This window comes from Paenibacillus sp. JT31N17, from assembly GCF_056269255.1.
In genome coordinates this window covers 409,617-430,225 of record NZ_JBWDNP010000005.1, presented here as the reverse complement: position 1 = coordinate 430,225, position 20,609 = coordinate 409,617, and the positions used below count along the sequence as shown (strand labels likewise).

General features: G+C 51.4%; 12 protein-coding genes. 9 read left to right on the top strand and 3 right to left on the bottom strand.

Annotation, left to right across the window (positions count from 1 at the left end; translation table 11 throughout):
* Positions 1–100: 100 nt before the first annotated feature.
* The 4 genes from AC0YOB_RS19695 to AC0YOB_RS19680 all read left to right on the top strand — a co-directional run bounded on the left by AC0YOB_RS19695 (position 101) and on the right by AC0YOB_RS19680 (position 9,239).
* Positions 101–268 (top strand): CxxH/CxxC protein, encoded by a 168-nt coding sequence (locus AC0YOB_RS19695; RefSeq protein ID WP_210046636.1) that lies wholly within the window; start codon positions 101–103, stop codon positions 266–268.
* Positions 269–271: 3 nt separating this feature from the next.
* On the top strand, positions 272–751 hold the full coding sequence (rlmH, locus tag AC0YOB_RS19690) for a 23S rRNA (pseudouridine(1915)-N(3))-methyltransferase RlmH (protein ID WP_475794197.1): 480 nt from the start codon (positions 272–274) through the stop codon (positions 749–751).
* 357 nt (positions 752–1,108) lie between these two features.
* Positions 1,109–2,209 carry an FAD-dependent monooxygenase gene (locus AC0YOB_RS19685; protein ID WP_475790621.1) on the top strand — a complete coding sequence of 367 codons (1,101 nt, stop codon included), beginning with the start codon at positions 1,109–1,111 and terminating at the stop codon, positions 2,207–2,209.
* Between the two features lie 1,054 nt (positions 2,210–3,263).
* Positions 3,264–9,239 carry an S-layer homology domain-containing protein gene (locus AC0YOB_RS19680; RefSeq protein ID WP_475794196.1) on the top strand — a complete coding sequence of 1,992 codons (5,976 nt, stop codon included), beginning with the start codon at positions 3,264–3,266 and terminating at the stop codon, positions 9,237–9,239.
* An 87-nt stretch (positions 9,240–9,326) separates the two neighbouring features.
* Here AC0YOB_RS19680 and AC0YOB_RS19675 read toward each other — a convergent pair whose 3' ends face one another.
* Positions 9,327–9,494, bottom strand: a complete 168-nt coding sequence (locus tag AC0YOB_RS19675) for an IS3 family transposase (protein WP_475790619.1) — start codon at positions 9,492–9,494, stop codon at positions 9,327–9,329.
* A gap of 69 nt (positions 9,495–9,563) precedes the next feature.
* Positions 9,564–11,345 carry an S-layer homology domain-containing protein gene (locus tag AC0YOB_RS19670; protein WP_475794195.1) on the bottom strand — a complete coding sequence of 594 codons (1,782 nt, stop codon included), beginning with the start codon at positions 11,343–11,345 and terminating at the stop codon, positions 9,564–9,566.
* Between the two features lie 379 nt (positions 11,346–11,724).
* Between AC0YOB_RS19670 and AC0YOB_RS19665 the strand changes: the two genes are divergently transcribed.
* Positions 11,725–12,675, top strand: a complete 951-nt coding sequence (locus AC0YOB_RS19665; protein ID WP_475794194.1) for an iron-hydroxamate ABC transporter substrate-binding protein — start codon at positions 11,725–11,727, stop codon at positions 12,673–12,675.
* A 68-nt stretch (positions 12,676–12,743) separates the two neighbouring features.
* Here AC0YOB_RS19665 and AC0YOB_RS19660 read toward each other — a convergent pair whose 3' ends face one another.
* Positions 12,744–13,367, bottom strand: coding sequence for a TetR/AcrR family transcriptional regulator (locus tag AC0YOB_RS19660; protein WP_475788971.1), 624 nt, complete (start codon positions 13,365–13,367; stop codon positions 12,744–12,746).
* A gap of 230 nt (positions 13,368–13,597) precedes the next feature.
* Here AC0YOB_RS19660 and AC0YOB_RS19655 point away from each other — a divergent pair, with 230 nt between their 5' ends.
* The 4 genes from AC0YOB_RS19655 to AC0YOB_RS19640 all read left to right on the top strand — a co-directional run bounded on the left by AC0YOB_RS19655 (position 13,598) and on the right by AC0YOB_RS19640 (position 20,572).
* Entirely contained in the window at positions 13,598–15,088 is a 1,491-nt protein-coding gene (locus AC0YOB_RS19655; RefSeq protein ID WP_475794193.1) for a DHA2 family efflux MFS transporter permease subunit, read from the top strand.
* A gap of 404 nt (positions 15,089–15,492) precedes the next feature.
* Positions 15,493–17,520 (top strand): alpha-amylase family protein, encoded by a 2,028-nt coding sequence (locus AC0YOB_RS19650; protein WP_475794192.1) that lies wholly within the window; start codon positions 15,493–15,495, stop codon positions 17,518–17,520.
* A gap of 212 nt (positions 17,521–17,732) precedes the next feature.
* Positions 17,733–19,001 (top strand): alpha-L-fucosidase, encoded by a 1,269-nt coding sequence (locus AC0YOB_RS19645; protein WP_475794191.1) that lies wholly within the window; start codon positions 17,733–17,735, stop codon positions 18,999–19,001.
* 518 nt (positions 19,002–19,519) lie between these two features.
* Positions 19,520–20,572: an ABC transporter substrate-binding protein gene (locus AC0YOB_RS19640; protein WP_475794190.1), complete on the top strand. Its 1,053-nt coding sequence runs from the start codon at positions 19,520–19,522 to the stop codon at positions 20,570–20,572.
* Positions 20,573–20,609: the final 37 nt, after the last annotated feature.

The following is a 20,609-nucleotide window of genomic DNA, read 5'->3' as shown; positions in this document are numbered from 1 at the left end:
GGCGTCCCGGCGTGAGGGATGCTCAGGGTGGGCTGATCCTTTCGCATGTAAGCGGTCGGACAAAAAACGATAGAATCCATCATGGGGGGACAAGCATCGAATGTATTGTGTATGCAAGGAGCATGTTGAACTGGCGATTGATAAATTTGTCGACGATTATGAGGATGCACCGGATATTGTCGATTTGAAAACCACGACGTTCTCGGAGTGGACCAAGCCGGATACCTGCGATCTGTGCGAGCGGGCCGCCGAGTATCTGGTGGTGTAGCCGATGCTGATTCAGATTGCGGCGGTGGGGAAGCTGAAGGAGAAATACCTGGCGATGGGGATCGCCGAGTATGCGAAGCGTCTCGGGCCTTACGTGAAGCTGGTGCTCACGGAAGTAGCCGATGAGCGCGCGCCGGAGACGATGAGCGCGGCGGAGGAAGTGATGGTCCGCGAGCGCGAGGGTGAGCGGCTGCTCGCGCAGCTTAAGCCGGAAGCGCATGTCGTTGCGCTTGCGCTGGAGGGCGAGCTATGGTCCAGCGAGGATCTCGCGGGCCAGCTCGATCGATTAGCCACGTATGGGCGGAGCCACGTGGCTTTTGTCATTGGCGGGAGCACGGGCCTGTCTCCCGCCGTGCTGCGCCGCGCCCAGCAGAAGCTGAGCTTCGGGCGCATGACCCTGCCGCACCAGCTGATGCGGCTGGTGCTGGTGGAGCAGATTTATCGGGCAGTGAAGATAAATCGGGGGGAACCATATCATAAGTAGGGCGAAAAATTGGGTTGTGTGTACCCTGGTTTTAAAGAAATTATGTAGAGGTTCCTAAAGGAATTTAGGACTTTTTTTGATGGATATTAGAGGCTATCGTGATATTCTGCTCTAGTAATGCTCCCACTTGTTTTGCTGTATCTTCTGTGCTGGTGCTAGGTTGACTCAATATAAAGGATTCTACAATGCCTAAAACAGCCATACCTAAAAATTTCAAAAGTATTTCGGTTTCTGTTGTACCGTACCTCTTATGGAACACACGCCCGTCTCCGCACGATTTTGTTAATATTCAGTTCATAAACCTATCGTACCCTATACAACATCGACATTATACGAATAGAGGCGGAGGGATTGAATATGAAGAAAAATGTCTTAGTTAGCGGGGCAAGTTTCGCCGGCATCTCAACAGCCTACTGGATGAATCAGTTGGGCTACAACGTGACCATTGTTGAAATCTCCGAAGGTCTCAAAAAAGGTGGCACACCTGTAAATATCCGCGAGAATACCGTCGACATCGTGAAACGTATGGGGCTACTCGACCAAATCCAGTCGAACAAAATAGACATGGAAGCGATGGAATTCAGAAATTCCGAAGATGTCATCGAAAGATTGGTAATCCGCGAACAGCTTAAAGACGAGGAATATGAAATCGAGCGAGATGTGTTGTTGAATATCATGTTCGAGGCGATCAAGGATGATGTCGAGTTTATTTTCGGAGATAGCATAACGTCGTTGATGGAAGAAGGTAACGGCGTCGACGTAGCTTTTAAAGGGGGCGAAAAGCGCACGTTTGACCTGGTATTTGGCTGCGATGGTATTCATTCGGCCGTCAGAAAATATAGCTTTGGCGAGGAAACGGAATTTTCGCATTTCCTTAAAACTTATTTTTCTATCACGATCGTGGATAAGTTGTTAATCCGGGAGAATACGACGCAGGTGTACAATGAGCCGGGAAGGGCAGTCATGCTGAACGCCTACAACAATAAAACCGATATCGTCCTCTGTTTTTCTTCGGAGAAGGAAATCCCATACGATTACAGAAACGAAGAGCAGCAGCGAAATATCATCTTGAATCAGTTTTTCGGAATGGGCTGGCGAATGCCGGAATTGTTGGAAGAAGTAAAGAACTCGAAAACTTTTTACTTCGACAAGCTCTGCCAAATGAAAATGCCGTCGTGGACAAAAGGCAGGGTAGCGCTAGTCGGTGATGCAGGATATTGCACCTCTCCGGCTGCCGGCATGGGTGGATCGCTCGCAATAGACGGGGCGGCCGCTTTGGCCGATGCTTTTCAAAAAAGCGATGGCGATTTTGAACTTGCGTTCCAAGAATATAATAAGAGTTTCCGTCCATTTATCGAGGAAGTGCAAGTGAACGCGGCAATGTTCGTAGATTTTCTTGTCCCACGAACGGAAGAAGCCATTCGCGAAAGAAATTTGCAAACAGGGAACGATCTGTAAGTCCGATCGAACGTCTCTTTCAGCATCTGAAGAACAGGTTCGTTCACCGTCAGCTTCTTTCCGCCTGCTCTTTCAAGCCATTGTTCCACCTCCTCATCGTGTGCTCCAGCTTGCGTGAAGAATGTCGTCAGGTATTCGTTGTCGTACAGCACAACGACTTTGTACGCCTGGAGTCCGTCGTCTAAGTCGAGCAGTTCGACGTACTCGGGGCAACTGCCCCGCAGTCCGTCGTCTTCGTGACCCATCAAGGCTGTCACGCGACATACTTTAAGGGATTTTTCGCCGATAGCACCGTTAGGCTGAACCCTATCATAAGTAGGGCGAAAGTCAGAATTATATTCTTAATGATCGCATTGCCATCCATGGAACCAACCAAATTTCCTATACTATACCCTAGAATGACTACACCACGACGGATAGTCACAGATCAAACTCGCTGTTGCAATGGAATTAGCTGAAGAGGTTATGAAACTTATCAATTAAACATGGAATAATCAGAATACCACTCCGGCAAGAGTGGTATTTTTTCATCCAAACCCGGGATGCAAATGACTAATTTGATTTCGCCCTGTAAATGCTGCTCTTTTGTAAAAAACCACGCAGATATACCATGATTACAAATAACCGCCGGATGTCTCACAACGAGCATTTGGCGGTATTTGTGCTTTATTCGTTCTTCTTGCTGGGCACTATGATGGCCATGCACAGTTTCGCTGTGATATTTACGAATACTTAACGAGTGCTTTACAAATGACTTCATGTTTTATGCGATATTTTTGTTATTATTTCGAGGGATGCAAGGATATGTATAAAAATAACAATCTAATTTGCAATTATATATACAAAAGGAGGCGTGAGCATCGAACGGTGTAGGGAGTCAGTTGCCAAGTTCCACTGGTTATCTGCACCGAGATTATAGAATGGCTGTTTAAGCAGAGTCTGACGAGAATAATTCAATTTACCGCCTTTCATCATCTGAATTGGCGTGATGGTAAGCAAAACAATGAAAGAACGACATCCAGACACTCACAAGTAGAAGAAGGAGCTAGAGAATATGAAAAGACGCTTTCAGCAGTATCTTTCTTGTCTTTTGGCACTGTTAACTGTTTTTACGCTGCTGCAACCAACGGCCGCATGGGCTTTGGAGACCGATAACGGTTCGACTTCACAAATGATATGGCTTTCCGAAATATTCCCCAATGACATTGCGCGCAATACCACCTACACAGGACTTAGTGGCGCAACCATAGACAGCATGGATTATATCGAGATCTACAACGCTTCGGACTCGGAGTTGGATTTCGGGGCAAACTACAACCTGGTTTATACCGATTTGGATACAGCTGCTAGTGTAGACAAGATCTTTACTTATAATGAAACTGAGTTGAAAATCCCGGCTAAAACGCCTGCTGTGTTCTGGGTACGGCGTGTCGATTTGGAGAATAAAGGGAAAACCATGCCCGACGAGGCTGCTTTCCGTGCAAGCACGGGGGTTCCGGATGGCGTGCCCGTCTTTTCCGTTACGAATCAGACGGCTCTGAAAAATTCAACAGCCAAGTTGGCTATCGTTGCGAAAAGCAATAATGAAACGGTCTCCACCTTTACCTACGTCACGGCTGACGCGGGTACGACGGAGGGCTCGAGCGTCTATCTCCGGGCCGTGGAGGGACAAGCCGCCTGCCTTTCCATTGCTACGCAGGCTCCCGCCTCTGCCGGCCGGGTGAGCGATGAGCAAAAGACGGTCAAGCCCAAGGCGATTGTCACGCCGGGAACCGTCAGCCGCACTAGCGAAAGCGCGGCAACCGTGACGTTTACTACTTATGTAGCCGGTACCTATTATTACGAGGTCGTCGCTGACGGCGCTCCCGCCCCGACAATCGATACTTCAACCGGCGGCGGTACTGCCATCGACGCGAATTCCGAGACGACGATAACGCTGACGACGCTTACCGACAGCAGCGCCAAGGATATCTATATTGTGCTGAAGGACTCGTCGAATATGGTCAGCGATCCGCTGAAGATAGACATTGATGCCTACACGACAGCTGGAAGCCCGGTGCTCTTTCTGACCGAGATCCTCCCCAACGACATTGCGCGCAACAATGAATATACAGGCCTCAGCGGCGCGACCATAGACAGCGAGGATTACATCGAGATCTACAACGCCTCGGACTTTGATGTGGATTTCGGAGCAAACTACGACCTGGTCTATACCGATATGGACACAGCGAGTATTGCAGACAAGACGTTTACTTATAGTGAAACCGAGTTGATCATACCGGCCCATACGCCTGCCGTGTTCTGGGTACGACGCGTCGATTTGGAGAACAAAGGGAAAACGATGCCCGACGAGGCCGCCTTCCGTGCAAGCAACGGGATTCCGGATGGCGTGCCCGTCTTTTCCATCAAGAATCAGACGGCTCTAAGAAATACGAAGGCTAAGTTAGCCATCGTTGCGAAAAGCAATAACGAAACGGTATCTTCCTACACCTACGTCTCAACCGACGCAGGCGCGACGGAAGGCTCCAGCGTTCATCTTCAGGCGGCGCAGGGACAGCCCGAAGCTCTTTCCATCGCTACGCAGGATCCTCCCACCGCCGGCCGGGTAAGCGATGATCAAAAGACGGTCAAATCCGATCCCGGTGTTGTTCCCGTGCTGACGCCGCTTTTTGAACCCGGCCAGTATGACACGGTCCAGGAGGGAACGGATCTCAGCATTCCCTATGGCTATGTGGATTCAACCGGCGTCAAGAGCTTTGTGATCTATTACCGTACGAATGAATCCAGCCCTTGGCGTTCCCTGGCGGGAAACTCGTTTAATATACGGACGCCCGGAAGATTCTACGTTGAAATTGGCGCCGACCGTTATCTGAATAGTGATTACATCGAATATTATCTGGAAGCCAAAAACACGTTCCGCTCGGCGGTTACACCCGTTCACAGAGTCACCGTAATCAGCAACAACGATTTTACGGGCCTGCGTTCGAACCTGTCCGAGGGTGAAACGGTTTCCGGCACCGTCGACGTCGTGGGAAGAGCAGGCGATGACGCTGCTGTAGACATCAGTATCGACGGCACTTCAGTGGACAGTACCCGCAGGCTTGAGCAGGGCGCTTATTTTGCCCTGGACATTAGCGGGCTGGACGGTCCCAAAGATGCTATTACCGCAAACGGAAAGCTCGTACAGGTATTCTCGCGCTGGTATGACGTTCTGCCCTCCCGCGCTGTTAGGATTGACAATAATCTCTTTACGTTTAATCAGAACGGTGACGCTGACGTGACCATCCGTGTCAACGCAGGTACTGAAATCGACGCATTGGATATCACACCCGGCACCGCTACCGACAACTTCAATGTGACGAATTTCTCCTTGGTGCTTTCTAACGGTATAGTTGTATATCCGGACGGCTCCGTCAAGACTTCGGATCTCGTGACGCTGAACAGCAGCAAGCGTTATGTCGAGCTGCATTTCACCGTTCCGCACGGATCTATGAATGCAAACGGCAAAGTCTGGGATACCAAGCTGGTTTCGGACGGAAGTCATACCATAACCATTTCCTCCGGAAACGGCACCAAGGACATTCACGTGAAAGTGGACAACACAGCTCCCGTGATCAGCGCCAATGTTCCGGAACAAATTGACGGTGCGTATGCGTTTTTACCTCAATATACAGATGCTTCGGAAGTCATGATGGATTCGCTGACGCTTGAACTGGATGGGGCGTCTCTGAACGGGACAAGCTTCAATGGCTCTGCACTCGCCCCAGGTACCCATACGCTAAAAGCTTCCGTGCAGGATGCTCATGGGAATACCGGAACGAAAACGTGGACCTTCTCGTCCAGTAAAAATTACCCTGCATTCGCCAATGTATCCTCGTCAGACGTGAACGCAGATTCGGCAACGCTGACGGCTGTCCTGAGCGGCGGAGACGGCGCGGAGGTTTCTTTTCACGAGGCGCAAGCCCTGACCGTGGGCAATGGCATAACAGTCTATCAGGGCCATGGCGACGGTACGGCCAACGCTGAGTCCGGTACCCTCGGCGCGGTTACAAGCGACAACGGCAGTCTTCCGTATCAGATGTACGCCTTCGATGTGCAGGATGCAGATACCTCTCTTCGGGTCTCGCTTGCAGCCAGCACGGATTATGGCAAAGACGTACGCCTCTATGTGCACAGCAGCGCAGCCGACCGGTGGATTCCGCTAACTTCTACTTATGAGGATGGTAAAGTCACCTCGGTAATCGCGACCGGCGACTATATATCGAACGGAAAGGTCTATGTGCTCGCCCAAGGAAGAGGCAGCGAGATGTTGCCAACTACTAAAGCCGATCATGGCAGTACGGTTGCCAACAATTATGTCTGGGACGGCACGGGTGAGCCGACTCAGTACGATTTTTCCATCGCCTGGGAGACCGACACGCAGTATTACTCGGAAAGCTACCCTGCGAACTTCGAAATCCTAAATAATTATATTGCCAGCAATAAGGATCGTATGGACATCCGTTATGTCGTGCACACCGGCGATGTTGTGGATGACATCGATGAGATATATCAATGGCAGCATGCCAATCAGTATATGAAAATACTGGAGGATGCTAAATTGCCTTACGGCGTCCTTGCCGGCAACCATGACATTGCAAACCATAACGCCAAATATCTAAATTACCAGACTTATTTCGGAGAGGACCGCTTCAAGGGCAGCAATGTTTACGGCGGTTCCTACGAAGATAATCTAGGCCACTACGATCTCGTCACAGCCGGGGGTCAAGACCTGATCTTCGTCTATATGAGTTATGATTTTGATCAGAATGCCGCTGCCTGGATGAACAAGGTCCTGGCGGAATACCCGGACCGTATCGCCATTTTGGCCTTCCACAATTACTTGGGTGCGACCGCTGATGTGGACGATGCCGGTGTCTACTGGCAAAATCAGGTGGTCTCCAAGAACCCCAACGTGAAGCTGGTGGTTGGCGGACATTATCACGGAGCCTCCATCAACGTCACGGCGTATGATGACAATGGAGACGGAGTAAAAGAGCGCACGGTCTATCAGATTCTCACAGATTACCAGACCGGAGAACAGGGCGGGAACGCCTACTACAAGACCCTGTATTTTGATCTTGCAAACGGTAAGGTCTATATGAATTCCTATTCTCCAAAATTGAATGATTATAATTACTTCGACACGCCTAAATTGAGCTCTTATGGAGTTGGTGCGAAAGCATACGCCGAGGATATATACGAGCTCAGCCTGGATTTTGACACGGCACCGAAAACACTGACGGTTAGCGCCATGGACGCCGTCATGTTCGACAACGCTGCCCTCGGTACGACGGCGGCCGATAACGCCTCGGCTTCCGTCTCAGTGGACAACCTTGCTTCAGGAACAAACCACACATGGCTTGCCGTCGCGTCTAACTCCGCGGGGAAGGCTTACAGCGAGCTTGATTCCTTTACAACACAAGAAGGCGCATCCGATACGACGGCTCCGACACTGACCGCCGGAACCGTGAGCCGTACCAGCGACAGCGCCGCAACGGTGAAGTTTACTTCCAATGAAGCCGGAACCTATTACTACAAAGTCGTGAGCGATGAAGCCGATGCGCCAACGATCGACACGATCGGCAATGGCACAGCCTACGAAGCCAATAAGGAGGTAATGATTTCACTTACCAGCCTCAACGCGGGTGCGAAGGATATTTACATCGTGGCGAAGGACGCGGCGGGCAACAAGAGCCATGTTCTGAAAATCGACATCCCAGTCTATTCCGCCCCGTCCGGCGGTAATATCGGCGGCGGCTCAGGCGGCAACACGACTACCTCTCCTTTCGTTGAGATTAGCACATTCGGAAATACGGATACCATCAGCTTCACGCTAACCGGTTCCACCGACAGCTCAGGCAAAGCCACGGGCAGCGTCGATTCCAGAACTGCTTCCGCTCTGATAGACGGCGCCAAGGCGGCAGAGAAAGCAGGCAGGAAGGCCGACGTAAAGATCAAGCTGGATTCGGCTAAATCGGCTATGTCGGCGGAGGTTACGATCCTGAAGGATTCGTTCAGCAGCCTCGCCACCGACACAGACGCCGAACTGACGGTAGATGCTGGAATCGGTATCGTGACTTTCGACGCAACCTCGGTTGATACGATAAACTCGGCGTCTTCCTTAGGGGATATCAAGATCAGCGTTGCCAGAGCGGACACCTCGGGTATGTCCGAGGGGACGAAAGCGCAGGTCAGTGGCAGGCCGATCTACGACTTCACGGTCACCGCGGGGGGAACGACGGTTTCCAACTTCGGCGGCGGGAAAGTGAAAATCAGTCTGCCGTACACCCTGTTGCCTAGCGAGGACCACAACGCCATCGTCGTCTTCTACATCCGTGACAGCGGTGAGCTCCAGACCGTTCTTGGCAAATACAGTCTAAAAACCGGAATGGTGGAAATCACAACCAAGCACTTCTCGAGATATGTCGTTGGCTACAACAAGGTAACCTTCAACGACGTGGTTGCGACAGCTTGGTACTATGACGCTGTTACCTTCAATGCAGCCCGTGGGATCACCAATGGCATAGGCAATGGCGTCTTCAGCCCCGATGCGACGCTGACGCGAGGCCAGTTCCTTATCATGCTGATGCGTGCCTATGGTATCGATGCCGCAGAGCAGCCTACGGATAACTTCTCCGATGCAGGCAACACCTACTACACGAATTACCTGGCGGCGGCCAAGCGACTGGGCATCACAAACGGCGTTGGCGACAATAAATTCGCACCTATCAGCCAGATAACCCGGCAGGATATGTTCACGCTGCTCTACCGTGCGTTGGATGTGCTGGGCGAACTGCCTGAGACAACCGGCAGTACAACCACAAGCGATTTCGTCGATGCCGGTCAGATCTCGAATTACGCCAAGACTGCGATGAGCACGCTGGTCAAAGTCGGGATCATCTCAGGAAGCGGCGGAAAGCTTAACCCGACAGGTACCACGACCCGTTCCGAAATGGCCCAGGTGCTGTACAACCTGTTATCGGTCTAAAAGAGAAACTCATCCCGTCAAGTAAACAGCAAAAAAATAAAAATCACTTAAGCGGTCTTAGTCCTGAATGCCAGGGACTGAGGCCGTTTAATTTTGCTGGAATCGCTCGTTATTGTAAAAATGAATGGAGTCATTAAAGTCTCTTTGAAGTTCCTCGAAGGTACGGCAGGCATGTAATAAATACTTTTCGCATTTGAGGGTCCCCACAAAATAGCTTTTCAAATTGCGCCCGTCCTTGACGTGGCACTCCTTCATCTAAACTCGGACTGCAAATTAACAAAAAAAGAGAGGACGAATAACGTCCTCTCCCTTCAAGGGCAACCCTTATTTTTGTTGATTCGAGTACCGTTTCAAAACCTCAAGCACGTGGTTGACCATAGCTTTCGCATCTGCATGGGTAATTCCGTCCTTGGGATTAAACTTGCCGTCTGAGTCCAGTTCCACGATCTTCAAAGCAATCGCCGTCTGAATGGCGCCTTCGTTCAGGACATCGATCTTGTCGTTATCCTTGATCTCCACCGGAATCAGATTGAGCATCGGCAGCTGGCCGCTTGTTTGAAGAGTATGAACCAGCAGGTACGTGAACGACTCGCGGGTCACGCTGGCATTCGGATCGATCTTGATCTGCAGGTCCGCATCAGGACCGGCGGCTTCCTTGATCAACTGAACAGCCTGTTCCGCCGTGAGAGTCGTGCTCTCGTCGCCAGGTGCCGGGTGAGCTTTCAAGTATTCCACGGCTTTGTTGACGATTCCGGTGGCATCGGTACGGGTAATGTTGGCCTTCGGATTAAAGTTGCCGGCCTGATCCAATTTAACGAAGCCAAGGGCAATCGCCGTTTGGATGGCGCCTGAATTCAAGATGTCCATCTGAGCCTCATCCTTGATCTCCACCGGCTTCAGGTTGAGCATCGGCAGCTGGCCGCTTGTTTGGAGCGTATGAACCAGCAGGTATGTGAACGACTCGCGGGTGATGCTGGCGTTCGGATCGATCTTGATCTGCAGGTCCGCATCGGGACCGGCGGCTTCCTTGATCAATTGAACGGCCTGTTCCGCCGTGAGGGTCGTGCTCTCGTCGCCAGGTGCCGGGTGAGCTTTCAAGTATTCCACGGCTTTGTTGACGATTCCGGTGGCATCGGTACGGGTAATGTTGGCCTTCGGATTAAAGTTGCCGGCCTGATCCAATTTAACGAAGCCAAGGGCAATCGCCGTTTGGATGGCGCCTGAATTCAAGATGTCCATCTGAGCCTCATCCTTGATCTCCACCGGCTTCAGGTTGAGCATCGGCAGCTGGCCGCTTGTTTGGAGCGTATGAACCAGCAGGTATGTGAACGACTCGCGGGTGATGCTGGCGTTCGGATCGATCTTGATCTGCAGGTCCGCATCGGGACCGGCGGCTTCCTTGATCAATTGAACGGCCTGTTCCGCCGTGAGCGTCTCGCTATTGGCGGGCGGCGCCGGGTGAGCCTTCAGGTAAGCCAGCGCGTTGCTAATCTCTATGGCTGCCTCGGCCCGGGTAATTTCTTTCTTGGGGTTAAGCTTGCCGTGCGCATCCAGCTTCACAACACCGTAGTTCAGGGCGCGTTGAATCGAAGCGGAATAATTCAATTTGACTTGATTCTGGTCTTTAAATTCCACAACAACGGGCTTCACCATAGGCAGTTTGCCGCTGGCTTCAATCGCATGTATGAGTTGGTGCGTGAATTCTTCGCGCGTCATCTTGTGGTTCGGCTTCAAATCCGCTGGAAGGTCCAGTCCGTTGACTGCAGCGATAATGAGCGCTTTCGCATACCAGGCGGAATCGTTGGCGTTTGCGAAATAGTCCGAAGCCTTGGGCTCTTTTACGAATCGAACCAGGTCCAGATTCAGTCCCAGCGCGTTGACGATCATCTGAACGCCTTCAACCTCCGAGATAGTATTGTGAGGAGCAAACAGGTAGGCGCTGATTCCCTTGATCAGGCCGCTTTGCTGCAGGGCAATAATCTTTTCTTTGCCTTGAACGTTATTGATATCCTTGAAGGATGCGGCGGAAGCCATTTCTTGTCCGGCAAAGCTGAGAAGCAGGGCAGCGGCGGTGGACAGTGTAATTAACTTGAATGGTTTCTTCATTTCATTCACCTCGTGTAGTAGTGTGTTGTTTGTTGTGTCATCATAGACGTGCCTTCTGCAAAAAAGGTTGCTTCATTGCCCAAAATGAAAATTTTATCATGAAATAGAAAGGCCGGAATCCTCCCGCGAAGGGGATTTCGGCTTTTCTATTAGAAGATAAACCTGCGGAATCACACGCCGGAATCGGTTATAGAAAGGAGATCACTTCTGTCATTTTCATTATCAATATACCTCATAGGACGGGGCACATGGACATATGAAATGATTGAAAATAATCGTTTGACAACCATTGGATGAGAATATATAGTATAGAAGGATGTGATAATGATAATCATTATCGTTATAATATTTCTGTAATCCAACACAAGGAGAATTGAACATGAAAAACAAGCTGTTAATCCCGATGATCCTGCTGTTGCTGGTCATATCCAGCGCATGCGGCAGTCAAGCAAGCAATAATGAGAGCGCACCTTCACAGAATGCCGCTTCCGCACCGGCCGCTGACTCCAACGAGTCTGGAAAGATAACCTATCAATCCGAACGGGGTCCTGTGGAGGTTCCGGCGGAGCCGAAGCGGATTGTAGCCTTGACGAATGCGCCGAATGTGCTCGCGCTCGGCGGATCGCTGGTCGGGGTGGATCAATGGACGAACGCGAATCCTCTATTCACGGAGAAGCTGGAGGGCGTTGAGGTCGTATCGGAAGCGGACTTGGAGAAAATTGCGGCGCAGGACCCGGATCTGATCATCGTGGGCACCGAAATGAAAAATATTGACGAGTTGAGTAAAATTGCGCCTACCGTTGCTTTTACATGGGGCAAGCTGGATTATTTGGCCCAGCAGCTGGAAATCGGAAAGCTGCTTAACAAAGAAAAGGAAGCGCAAGCGTGGGTCGACGATTTCAAGCAGCGTGCGGAAGCGGCAGGCAAGGAAATCAAAGCCAAGGTCGGCGAGAACGTCACCGTGTCGGTATTTGAGACCGATACGAAAAACTTTTATGTATTTGGGGACAAGTGGGCGCGCGGCACAGAGATCCTGTATCAAGCGATGGGGTTACATATGCCTGACAGTGTCAAGAAAGATGCGCTCGGACCCGGCTACTATACGCTTTCTCAAGAGGTTCTGCCGGAATATGCTGGCGATTATATCGTTCTTAGCAGAGATCTGGATAGCGAAAAATCGTTCATGGATTCAGAAGTATGGAAGAGTATCCCGGCCGTCAAGAACAATCATGTCATTGAGATCGATACTAAGGCTTCTTCCTACAGCGATCCGATAACACTTGAGTATTTGCTGGGTATTTTCAAGAAAGGCTTCCTAGGTGAAGAGTAGGCCGAAGAAGTATTTTAAACCTGAGAGAGGCGCATGCACAAGCATGCATCTCTCTTTTTTTGATGAGATCATTCCAGATTGATGGGCTGGTCTGTATTTTGCAGGATACGAATGAGAGAAAACTGCTTGGCGAGAAACAGAGGCGTATAGGGCATATCATTGCGAAGCCAGAAGACAATTGTACCGATCAAGGCGGAGGAGCCGTACCAGATTGCGATATCCTTCGGAACGCTCACTGCTGAATCCGATAAGGAAGCATGCCGCTTCTCAAGATTGTTGGTGATCACATCGACAATCAGGTCCAAAAGTCGTTCGGTTAACACCGGTATACGTTTGGAAGCGAGAAGCACCTTATAAAATTTTGAATTTTCTGCGATATGCTCAAGCATTTTGACCAGGATAGGATGCCCTTGCTTGGGCCAATCCATGCCTCTGGAATCGTTCGGATGCGAAATATCCTTCAAGATAAAATGAAGTTTATTAATCATGTCATCCGCCATTCTCTCCAGCATATCCGGAATATCCCGGTAATGAAGATAGAAGGTGACACGATTAATGGTAGCGCGTTCCGCAATACGATTCACGGTTATTTTCTCCAGCTCCATCTCCTGAAGCAAATCAATAAAGGCATCTTGAATCAATTGGCGTGTGCGAAGAACACGCGGATCCGTACGCGGTGTTTTTGTTGACATGCGCTCTCAAGTTCCTTTCCCATAAGTGCTCTGAACGACAATTGCAGCACACTTTGTAAATTATTTTTCTCCTGGACGACAGATGACGTTCGAATGTAAACTAATATACATTTTTCGAAAATGTGTTGCTTGTGAAATGTAAGAGAGATGATTATAATTTTCTACATTACGTTTATTATACAACATTGTGTTTATTAGTTTCATGATGATTTTTGAAGGGATTGAGCAGGATGAGTAAAAGTTTAGCCTTTGACAGTTCTTCCATTAAGAAAGGCCCCCTGTTGTTTGTCATGATTCTGGGGGCGTTCATCGCCGTTTTGAATCAAACCATTATGAGCGTCGCGCTGCCGGAGCTGATGGTCGACTTTGACATTGTGGCGTCTACGGCTCAGTGGCTGACAACCGGCTATATGCTGGTTAACGGAGTTTTAATACCGATTACCGCATTTCTCATGCAGCGGTTTACGACCCGTGAGCTGTTCCAATCAGCCATGATTATTTTTCTTGGAGGAACGATTGTTTCGGCCGTTGCCCCCAATTTCGACGTTTTGCTCGCCGGACGCCTGATTCAAGCCGCTGGCGCCGGCATTATCATGCCGCTGCTGATGACGGTCATCCTGACCGTTTTCCCGGCCGACAAGCGGGGAGCCGCCATGGGAATGGTCGGCTTCGCCATTATATTTGCCCCTGCTATCGGGCCTACAATTGCCGGTTATATTATGGAGAATTATTCCTGGCGCACGATGTTTTATGGAATGACTCCGTTTGCCGTTATTGTTATTATTGTCGCCTTTATTTATCTGAAAAATGTTGCTGAACGAAGCTATCCGAAACTCGACGTTGGCGGTGTCATCCTCTCGACAATCGGGTTTGGCGCACTTCTATACGGCTTCAGCAGTGCTGGAAGCAAGGGTTGGTCGAGTGCAGAGGTGATCGTATCTCTGGCTGTCGGCGTTGTTTCCTTGATTGTGTTCACCTGGCGGCAGCTGGTATCCAAGAGCCCGCTTCTTGATCTCAGGGCGTTCAAGCACAGCATGTTCTCCCTGACGACTATCATTAATATTGCGGTTACGATGGTCATGTATGCGGATATGATGCTGCTTCCCCTGTATTTGCAGAATGCGCGTGGATATACAGCTCTGGAGTCCGGGCTGCTGATGCTCCCCGGCGCACTTCTGATGGGTGTTATGATGCCGGTAACAGGCAGGCTGTTCGACCGGTTTGGAGCGAAGTGGCTGTCTATTATCGGAATGGCAATTACCATTGTGACGACAATCGGCTTCGTTAATCTAACCGATTCCACCAGTTATACGTATTTGGTGCTCATGTCCACAGGACGGCGCTTCGGGATGGCCATGTTCCTGATGCCGATCACAACGGCGGGCCTCAACCAGCTGCCTAAAAGACTGTATGCGCATGGTACGGCCATTTCCAACACCATCAAGCAGGTGGCGGGCGGGATAGGTACTTCTCTGCTTGTCACGATTATGACGACCAGAACCAAGACTCATCTTCAGGATATGGCCGCAGCAGGCGGCGCAGGCACACAGGAGCATATGGTGATGGAAGCCTCTATTCAAGGTATTAATGATGCGTACCTTGTTATTATTGGAATCGGAATAGTCGGTCTCCTGCTTTCCTTCTTTATTAAACGCGTAGGACAGGCCGATGACGAAGAAACCGGAGTCACACTGAAACAAACAAGGGCAGTTGAATCATAGGAAGAGGCAAAGGACCCGGCGTATACGGATGCTCAGTTTCTTGAATGTTAATGTTACAGAAGAGCTTCTCCTCTTCGTATAGCTGGAGAAGCTCTTTAGTATGTTGGGGGAGTTTGACACCGCCGAAGAGTGAATGGAACAGGAAAAAGCTGAAGCGTTCTTCAAACAGTGGTAAAGCGGCGACTTAAATTTAACGGCTCCGTTTGTTGTTGTCCCCTATGTATAAAGTGGACATAAAATATCCCCGTCGTGGTCATTTGACCGCTGACTCGTCTCCGCATCGCCCAACTATGCGGTTTTCGCTCCCATTTTCCCCTTTTCTCAGGAGATGTCTCCTACCCTGCGGGGGGTGAGGCTGGTATATAATCGAATCAGTCTAAATTCATGAAATGGGAGAGAAAGCGATGACCCAACTATGGTGGAAGCAGCCGACTCGCGTCATTCAGACGAATTTGCAGGTTCGCGATACGGCGATGATCGAACCGCGGAGGCTTGCCAGGCAGATGAAGGAGCTGGGAGCGACCGCGCTTGTCTTTAACGTTGGCGGAATTTACGCATGGTATCGTACGCAGGTGCCTTTTCATTATCAGAACGAATTTTTGCCCCCGGATCGCGATTTGCTGGCGGAAGTCATCGAAGCCTGCCACGACGAGGACATCCGCTTCATTGCGCGCTTCGACTTCAGCAAGGCGGACGACGGCATTTATCAGCGCAGACCCCAGTGGTTTGTGAGAAACCGCAACGGTGAGCCTCATATCTCGGGCAGCCTGCGGCCGGGACCGTGGTCCCTGCTCATGTCCACCTGCATCAATACGCCTTATCGAAATGAAAGCGTCGCCATTCCGGTGCTGGACGAGGTGCTTTCCAACTACGAGATCGACGGCATTTTCTTTAATGCGCCGCAGTATCTGGAATGTTACTGCGATTTCTGCCGCCGCAAGTACCGGGAACGCTATGGCCGCGACCTGCCCGGGTCCTCGGAGCAGTTCGAACCCGACTGGGCTTCCGCAAGCCTGAAGGACAACATGAGCCTCATTTACAGCTTCGTCAAAGAGAAAGCCCCCGATCTGCCGATGATTCTGTACTATTTCTACAAGGATGATCTGCATGCGCGCGCCGCGACAAGCGATATCATGTGCACGGAGGCGCAAAACATCCTGTCTCGTGGCCATAAGGAAGCTCCCGAGTTCTGGGTTCCGGCGGCCAACGTCAAGATTGGCCGGACGCTTACCGACAAGCCCGCGGCATTCGGGATCGTGCACTCCAGTCCGGGTATGGATTGGCGGCATACGGGACTGCCGGCCGCGGAGTATTTGTTCTGGATGAGCCAGGTTCCCGCGCACGGCGGCCAAATCTGGCACTCGCTGACCGGGATCCCGGACACCATCACGGACAAACGGATTTTGTCTGCCGTTGCGCAGATGAATGCCATGGTCGCGAAAGTCGAAGCTTATTTGCACGAGGCTGTGCTGCATTCCCAAGTGGCGCTGATGTGGGAATCGGAGAGCGCCAGCGAGGACTGGGCGGACGGACTGCTGAACACGCAAATTCCGTTCGATCTGCTGCTGGAGGAACAAGCGACGGCGGACCGGCTGAGGCCCTATTCGGTGTTCCTTATACCGGACGGCTTCTCGCTGACGCCGCGATTGGTCCGGGAGCTGCTTGCTTACGTCGACAACGGAGGCAGGCTCGTCTTCGAGGGTGCGATCGACGAAGCTTATCCGGAGCTGTCCGATTTGCTCGGGATCGAGCGGGACTCAGCCGCTTCGGGCGAATCGCTGGCCGCCTCGTATCTCCGGTTCGAGGGTGCGGATAATCCGCTGCAGCGGCAGCTGGAGGAGACGGAGCTTATCCCGCACCGCGGACGGGTCGTCTACTGTACGCCATTGCCGGATACGCAGGTGCTGGCGACGCTGGTGCCGCCGTTCTCGCCGATGGAGAGCGTAGGCTCGCCGCCGGAGCGGGCGTCGATGGCGGTCGGCCGCACCGATCTGCCGCTGGTCTGCGTCTCCGCTTATGGACAGGGCAAGGCGGTCTATCTGCCTTTCTCACTGAGCGGGTTAATCAGCCAATATAAGCTGCCCGATCATTATATTCTTCTGGCTAATCTGATGGACATGCTGCTTGGCGGGGACAGATGGATTCGCGTCAGCTCCTATCCGGGGCTGCAGGTTGCGGCGTTCCGCAAAGAGGGGCAGTACCTCGTCAATCTGGTCAACGGAACGGGGCGCAGGCCCTTGGCGGTAAATGTGCCGCTGCGCGGCGTACAGCTCGTCATGCATCTGCAGGCGGCCGAGGCCGAACGGCTGCAAGGCGTACGGCTGCTCATTTCGGAGAAGCCGGCGCCATACACGCTGGAGGACGGCAAATTGACCGTTGTACTGGACGAGCTGACCATCTGGGAAAGCGTGCTCGTGGAACTGGGGAGCTGACAACGCAAGAAGAGGCGGCTCCGCCGTCCTCTGGTATGCGCAGCAAGTTTTCAAGCCCGGCGATTATCCGGCGGAGGCAACAGCGATCGCGACAAGTGACAAGCGGCGGTAGACATGCTTGCAGCGCTTGCGAGTATGTATCGGAAGACGTTTGCGCATGCGTGGCCAGATTTTCTCACCGGATTTTTTAGATGGAGAGGGAGGACTAAGATATGAAGCGGTTTGGCGATGACAGGGATGTGTTTTTTGAGCGGCGGTTCGGGATGTTTATTCATTGGGGGTTGTACGCGATTCCCGCGTGGCACGAACAGATTTTATGGCGCGGCAAAGGGATGATGACGCGCAAGGAATACGAGCAGCTCATTCATCAGTTTAATCCGGCGGAGTTTGATCCGGATGCCTGGATCGATATAGCTCAGGCGGCCGGCATGCAGTATATGTGCATCACGACGAAGCATCATGACGGCTTCTGTTTGTGGGATACGAAATTTACGGACTACAATATAATGAACAGCCCGTACGGCAAAGATATATTGGAAATGCTGGCCGAAGCGTGCGCGCGGCGGAATTTTCCGCTTAGTCTCTATTACTCTTGCCCTGACTGGCACCATCCGAATTACCCCAACCTGGGCCGGCATCATGAGATGTTCGGAGCCCGCGCGGGGGACGACCACGACATCCACAAGTATTATGATTTCGTCCGCAAGCAGGTCGAGGAGCTGTGCACGAGGTACGGGAAAATCTATCAATTCTTCTGGGACGTCAACGTGGCTGAGCACTACGATCCGAGCCTGAACGAGATGATCCGCAAGCTGCAGCCGGGCATCCTGATCAATGAACGCGGACCGGGACCGGGCGATTACAACACGCCGGAGCGGGTCGTTCCTGAAGGCAACGAGTTCGACAAGCCGGCGGAGGCGGTTCAGTCGCTTGGACGGGAAAGCTGGGGCTACCGGGAGAATGAGGACTACTACCGCTACAAATATGTCATGCAGAGCGTGGACAAAGTGCTGGCTATGGGCGGCAACTATATGCTGAATGTCGGGCCGAAGGCCGATGGCACATTTCCGGCGGAAAGCGTCGCGGCGCTGAAGGAAATCGGCGGCTGGTACAACCGGATCAAGGAAGCGTTCGACGGGACTTTTCCGGCGTCCTCGCTGGTGTACAAGGATGAGATCGTCACCTCGGCCGGCCACCGGATCGAACGGGATCATGTGCTGGCAACGAAGAGGGGCCACACGCTGTATATTCATTTGTACCGCGACATGCAGACGACGGCGGTTGTGCTGAAGCCGTGGGATTTCGTGCCGAAGCGGGCGGTTCTGCTGAACGACGGCCGCGAGCTTGAGACCAGCGTCGATTTCACGCCGTGGTACTGGAGGGAAAAGCCGTATTTGCGGATTCGGAACGTTCCTGTCAATGAGTTGTCCGATGAGGTGTTGGTGATCCGGCTCGAGTTCGATGAAGCGTTAAGCGAGTAAAGGTTGAGCAGCGTCCGCGCGGTTGCGGAATATTCCTGCATATATAGCAGCCCGGTCGGCTCCTGTAGAGGAGATTGGCCGGGTTTTTGGTTTGTTCGCCGGTTGCGGTCCGATAAGACGGATCGAAAGCAGAGAAGCAAGCGTGAGCTGAGGCGGTTAGACGGATCGGGACGCTCCTGGGCGATTTTGAAGAATGGATTCGGAGAGAATCCTCCACAAACAGTGTTAAAGTGGACAGTTTTTCGAACCGGATAGAGGATTTGCTTTCATAATAATGAAATAGTATACAAGAGCAAAGCCTCTTAGCTGGAAGACAACTATATTGAAATCATAGTGATACAATGAATCATAAAACCATGGCGTGCTCGCGCATACGGAAGCGGGCTTGACACTCTGGATTGGAGGGGAGGAGGCAGAAGCTTTCAATTTCATATGAATTGACGATCGGAGAGGCGGCTATTAAACTAGGATTAATTATTTGTAAACTAAAATAGGACAAAAGAAAGAGGGTATTGATAATGAAGAGGAAAATGTTGGCGACTCTCGCGCTATCTACTGCTTTATTGCTTGCTGCAGCCGGCTGTGGAGGAGCCAAAGAGGAAAACGCCGGTTCATCCAGTCCCGCAAATACTTCAACATCAGAGAGCCCTGCGGCAACAAACTATTCGATCGGTATCTCCCAATACGCGCCGCATCCTTCCCTGGATGCAACCAAAGAAGGTTTTCTGGCAGCGCTTAAAGATGCGGGCATTGTTGAAGGCGAGAACCTGAAAATCGATGATAACAACGCTCAGGGAGAGTCAAGCAACAACCTGTCAATCGCCCAGAAATTCGGTTCGGAGAAGTTCGATCTGGTTCTGGGCATTGCCACTCCTTCCGCACTGGCTCTTGCTGATAATGTCAAGGATAAGCCTGTCTTATTTGCGGCAGTTACCGATCCGCTTGATGCCCAGATTGTGAGCGATCTGGATAAACCAGGCGGAAACATCACCGGAGCTTCCGATTCGAATCCGGCGGCCATTACGCAATTAATGGATTTCATTGCGGAGAATTTTTCAACTGTTAAATCGGTCGGCGTTGTCATCAACGAAGGGGAATCCAACTCCGTGATTATGGCGAAGCAAGCAGAAACAGCCTTGGCCGCCCATGATATCAAGTTAGTTAAAGCGCCGGTTACCAACACCTCCGAAGTCCAGCAGGCGGCGCAATCCCTGGTTGGCCGGGCGGACGCCATTTACATCACGCTGGATAATACAGTCGTGAGCGCCGTGGATGCCATTATTAAGGTAGCTGCCGATAACAAGCTTCCATTCTTCTCCAGTGACCGGGATACGGTAGAAGCTGGAGCTTTTGCAACGGTGGGATTCAAATACTACGATCACGGATACCAGGTTGGCCAAATGGCTGTCGACATTCTGAAGAACGGCAAAAATCCGGGGGATATGAAGATCACCATACCGGACAAGCTGGATCTGATTCTTAATCTTAAAGCAGCGGAAGCATTCGGAATCACTGTGACGGATGCAATGAAGGAAAAGGTACAGGATAAGGAAAATAATATTATTCAATAATTGCAATCGGGGTGGACGGCTCCTGTCGTTCACCCCT